Source organism: Staphylococcus caeli, from assembly GCF_900097965.1.
GTDB classification, from domain to species: domain Bacteria; phylum Bacillota; class Bacilli; order Staphylococcales; family Staphylococcaceae; genus Staphylococcus; species Staphylococcus caeli.
This window is the reverse complement of sequence record NZ_FMPG01000027.1, coordinates 1-4268: the sequence shown is the minus strand read 5'-3', so window position 1 is coordinate 4268 and position 4268 is coordinate 1. Positions and strand designations below refer to the sequence as shown.

The 4268-nt window shown below is 29.2% G+C and carries 3 protein-coding genes; all 3 read left to right on the top strand.

The annotated features are described in order from the left end of the window. The first annotated feature begins 282 nt into the window (after positions 1 to 282). The 3 genes from BJS11_RS12980 (at position 283) to BJS11_RS12970 (ending at position 4047) form a co-directional block, all read left to right on the top strand. Positions 283 to 1287, top strand: a complete 1005-nt coding sequence (locus BJS11_RS12980; protein WP_078099243.1) for a protein rep — start codon at positions 283 to 285, stop codon at positions 1285 to 1287. A gap of 750 nt (positions 1288 to 2037) precedes the next feature. Continuing rightward, positions 2038 to 2859 carry a putative RNA methyltransferase gene (locus BJS11_RS12975; protein WP_049948317.1) on the top strand — a complete coding sequence of 274 codons (822 nt, stop codon included), beginning with the start codon at positions 2038 to 2040 and terminating at the stop codon, positions 2857 to 2859. Positions 2860 to 3042: 183 nt separating this feature from the next. Next, positions 3043 to 4047, top strand: coding sequence for a protein rep (locus BJS11_RS12970; protein WP_078099048.1), 1005 nt, complete (start codon positions 3043 to 3045; stop codon positions 4045 to 4047). Positions 4048 to 4268 lie beyond the last annotated feature (221 nt).

Here is a 4268-nt window from a genome sequence, read left to right as displayed (position 1 = left end):
GGAATTTAAGTGACGTAGAAAAAGAAGGAATAATTAAGAAAAACTTAAGTGAAATTACGATGAGTTTTAAGGTTTTGGTTGGTGGTTTTAAAACGAGTTGAAAACGAGTTTCTTCTTGTCTTGATACTATATAGAAATAACGTTCTTTTATAAAAGTGCTGTTTATTGTTGATATGACAGTGTTTTAGGTTGTTTTTTGTGTGGAAAGAAAAATTTGACATGAAAAAACCCCAGTTATATGATTAAGGTGTCGAATCTAAATCAAAACTGGGGGCTTTTTATATGCATTTTTATACTACAAGAAATATAGCCGAAAATCAAGATAATGAAACATTAAAAGATATGACTAAAAGTGGGAAACAACGCCCATGGAGAGAAAAGAAAATAGATAATGTAGGCTATGCAGATATACTTGAAATATTAAAAATAAAAAAGGCTTATAACGTAAAGCAATGTGGAAACGTCTTAGAGTTCAAGCCGACTGATGAAGGTTATTTGAAATTACATAGGACTTGGTTTTGTAAATCCAAATTATGTCCAGTCTGTAATTGGAGGCGTGCTATGAAAAATAGTTATCAAGCTCAAAGAGTGATTGAAGAAGTGGTTAAAGAAAAACCTAATGCTCGTTGGTTATTCTTAACATTATCTACTAGAAATGCGATAGATGGTGAAACATTAGAAAAAAGTTTAAAGCATTTAACTGAATCATTTAGAAGATTATTTAAATATAAAAAAGTTAGCAAAAGTTTAATTGGATTTATGCGTTCAACAGAAGTAACAGTTAATAAAAATGATGGTAGTTATAATCAACATATGCATGTTTTACTGTGTGTTGAAAGTTCTTATTTTAAAAAACAAGGTCAGTATATAAAGCAAAGTGAATGGGTCGATTTATGGCAAAAAGCATTACAAGTTAATTATCGACCAGTAGCAAATATCAAAGCGATCAAACCAAATCAAAAAGGCGATAAAGATATTCAAGCAGCAATTAAAGAAACCTCAAAATATTCGGTTAAGTCATCTGATTTTTTAACTGACGATGATGAAAGAAATCAGGAAATCGTGAATGATTTAGAAAAAGGTTTATATCGAAAACGTATGTTGAGTTATGGTGGATTGCTTAAACAAAAACATAAAATTTTAAATTTAGACGATGCCGAAGATGGCAATTTAATTAATACAAGTGACGAAGATAAAACAACAGATGAAGAAGAAAAAGCACATTCAATTACTGCAATTTGGAATTTTGAAAAACAAAATTATTATTTAAAAGATTTGAAACGTTAGCTTAAAAGCTAGCGTTTTTTTATGTCTTTTTGCCCCTGCGGGAACTATAGCGTTCAACCGGTATGGTTGACCAGTTTTCATGTTAACTTTTAAGTTTGCATGTAAATGGGCAGTGTCTGAAAAATTCGCCACTGGTTATGTACAAAAAATGAGATAAACAATTTAACTTTTTAAGTTATATAAATTTTAGGGAGTTCCAATCAAATTAGAAAAATATATAAATATAGAGTTTGCTCTAAATACCCCCTTAAAATTCAAAATAAAGGCATTTAAAAATTAAGAAAATAAAAAAGCTACTAGCAAAAAACTAGTAGCTTAAATCTTAGTTAAATTTCTATGTAGTATTAATTTTTATATCTACGCTACAACGCCGATTCCTTAAAACTAAGATAAAAATTGACGAAGGTCGATTATGGTTTTTTACGCGTTCTTTTTAGAACGCATAAGTGCGCCCTTACGGGATTTAACTAGATTATAACGACGAAAAATAGACCTGTAAAGCAATAACAGTTGGGTCTACTTTGTCTACTGGGCAGACAAGAAAAGAACACGCATTTATGCCGAGAAAATTTATTGATGTTGAGAAGAACCCTTAACTAAACTTGCAGACGAATGTCGGCATAGCGTGAGCTATTAAGCCGACCATTCGACAAGTTTTGGGATTGTTAAGGGTTCCGAGGCTCAACGTCAATAAAGCAATTGGAATAAAGCAACTTTGTTATTTATAATTATTTGATTGGAGGTGTGAATATGTTTTTTAAGTGTTCTATATGTGATGAAAAATTAAAGAGAGGTTATAAAACTTTAGCATGTGAGAATAACCATACTTTTGATATTGCAAAAGAGGGTTATTCGAATTTAATTTCAGGGCATAAAAAAAGTAAATACGATAAAAAATTGTTTATTGCTAGAAGAGAATTGAATGATAGTAGCAATTTGTATTCGATATTAATTTCAAAAATCATAGAAATTATTAAAAAATATGAGATTAAAACTAAAAATAATGTGATAGATGTTGGTACTGGTGAGGGTTATATTTTAAATGAAATTAGTAAAACATTTCTTGGTGAAAATGAATTCTTAGGTATAGACATTGCAAAAGAAGGTGTAAAAAAAGCAGCAAAATCATATAAAAATATAAATTGGTTGGTTGCTGATCTAGCTGATATACCAGTTATGAATGGGAATGTAGACTTTTTAATTAATGTGCTTAGCCCTTCTAATTATGATGAGTTTAAAAGAGTTCTAGATAAAGAGGGGAAATTGATAAAAATAATTCCTAATAGTGATTATTTAAAAGAAATAAGGAATATAGTCTTTAGTAATCATAAAAATAAGGATTATGATAATTCTGAGGTTATAGATTTATTTGAAGCTAATTTTAATAAAATTGAAATGATAGACATTAGTTATAAGGTTAAATTAAATAAAGAAGAATTGAATAAATTACTTGATATGACGCCTTTAACGTGGAATTTAAGTGACGTAGAAAAAGAAGGAATAATTAAGAAAAACTTAAGTGAAATTACGATGAGTTTTAAGGTTTTGGTTGGTGGTTTTAAAACGAGTTGAAAACGAGTTTCTTCTTGTCTTGATACTATATAGAAATAACGTTCTTTTTTAAAATGTTGTTTCAAGCTTGATGTAACAGTGTTTTGAAAGATTTTTAGTGTATAAAATAAAATTTGACATAAAAAAACTCCAGTAATAAGATTAAAGTGTCGAGCTAAAATCAAATACTGGAGGTCTTTTTATATGCAAGACAATCATACAAAATATATAGATGAAAATCAAGATAATAAAACACTAAAAGACTTAACGAAAAGTGGGAAACAACGCCCGTGGAGAGAAAAGAAAATCGATAATGTAAGTTATGCAGATATACTAGAAATCTTAAAAATTAAAAAGGCTTTTAACGTAAAACAATGTGGTAACGTCTTAGAGTTCAAGCCTACTGATGAAGGTTATTTGAAGTTACATAAGACATGGTTTTGTAAATCAAAATTGTGTCCAGTTTGTAATTGGAGGCGTGCTATGAAAAATAGTTATCAAGCTCAAAGAGTGATTGAAGAAGTGGTTAAAGAAAAGCCGAAAGCACGTTGGTTGTTTCTTACACTATCAACACGAAATGCGATAGATGGAGATACTTTAGAAAAAAGTCTTAAACATTTAACTGAATCATTTAGAAGATTATTTAAATATAAAAAAGTTAGTAAAAATTTAATTGGTTTTATGCGTTCGACAGAGGTTACAGTTAATAAAAATGACGGTAGTTATAATCAACATATGCATGTTTTATTGTGTGTTGAAAGTAAATATTTTAGAGGTTCTGAGAATTACATTTCTCAAAATGATTGGATTAATTTATGGCAAAAAGCATTACAAGTTAATTATCGGCCAGTAGCAAATATTAAAGCGATCAAACCAAATCAAAAAGGCGATAAAGATATTCAAGCAGCAATCAAAGAAACCTCGAAATATTCGGTTAAATCATCTGATTTTTTAACTGATGATGACGAAAGAAATCAGGAAATCGTGAATGATTTAGAAAAAGGTTTATACCGAAAACGTATGTTGAGTTATGGTGGATTGCTTAAACAAAAACATAAAATTTTAAATTTAGACGATGCCGAAGATGGCAATTTAATTAATACAAGTGACGAAGATAAAACAACAGACGAAGAAGAAAAAGCACATTCAATTACTGCAATTTGGAATTTTGAAAAACAAAATTATTACTTAAAAGATTTGAAACGTTAGCTTAAAAGCTAGCGTTTTTTTTATGTATTTTTGCCCCTGCAGGAACTATAGCGTTCAACCGGCATGGTTGACCAGTTTTACCATGAAAATTTTAATTTGCATGTAAATGGGCAGTGTCTGAAAAATTCGCCACTGGTTATGTACAAAAAATGAGATAAACAATTTAACTTTTTAAGTTATATAAATTTTAGGGAGTTCCAATCAAATTAGAAAAATATATA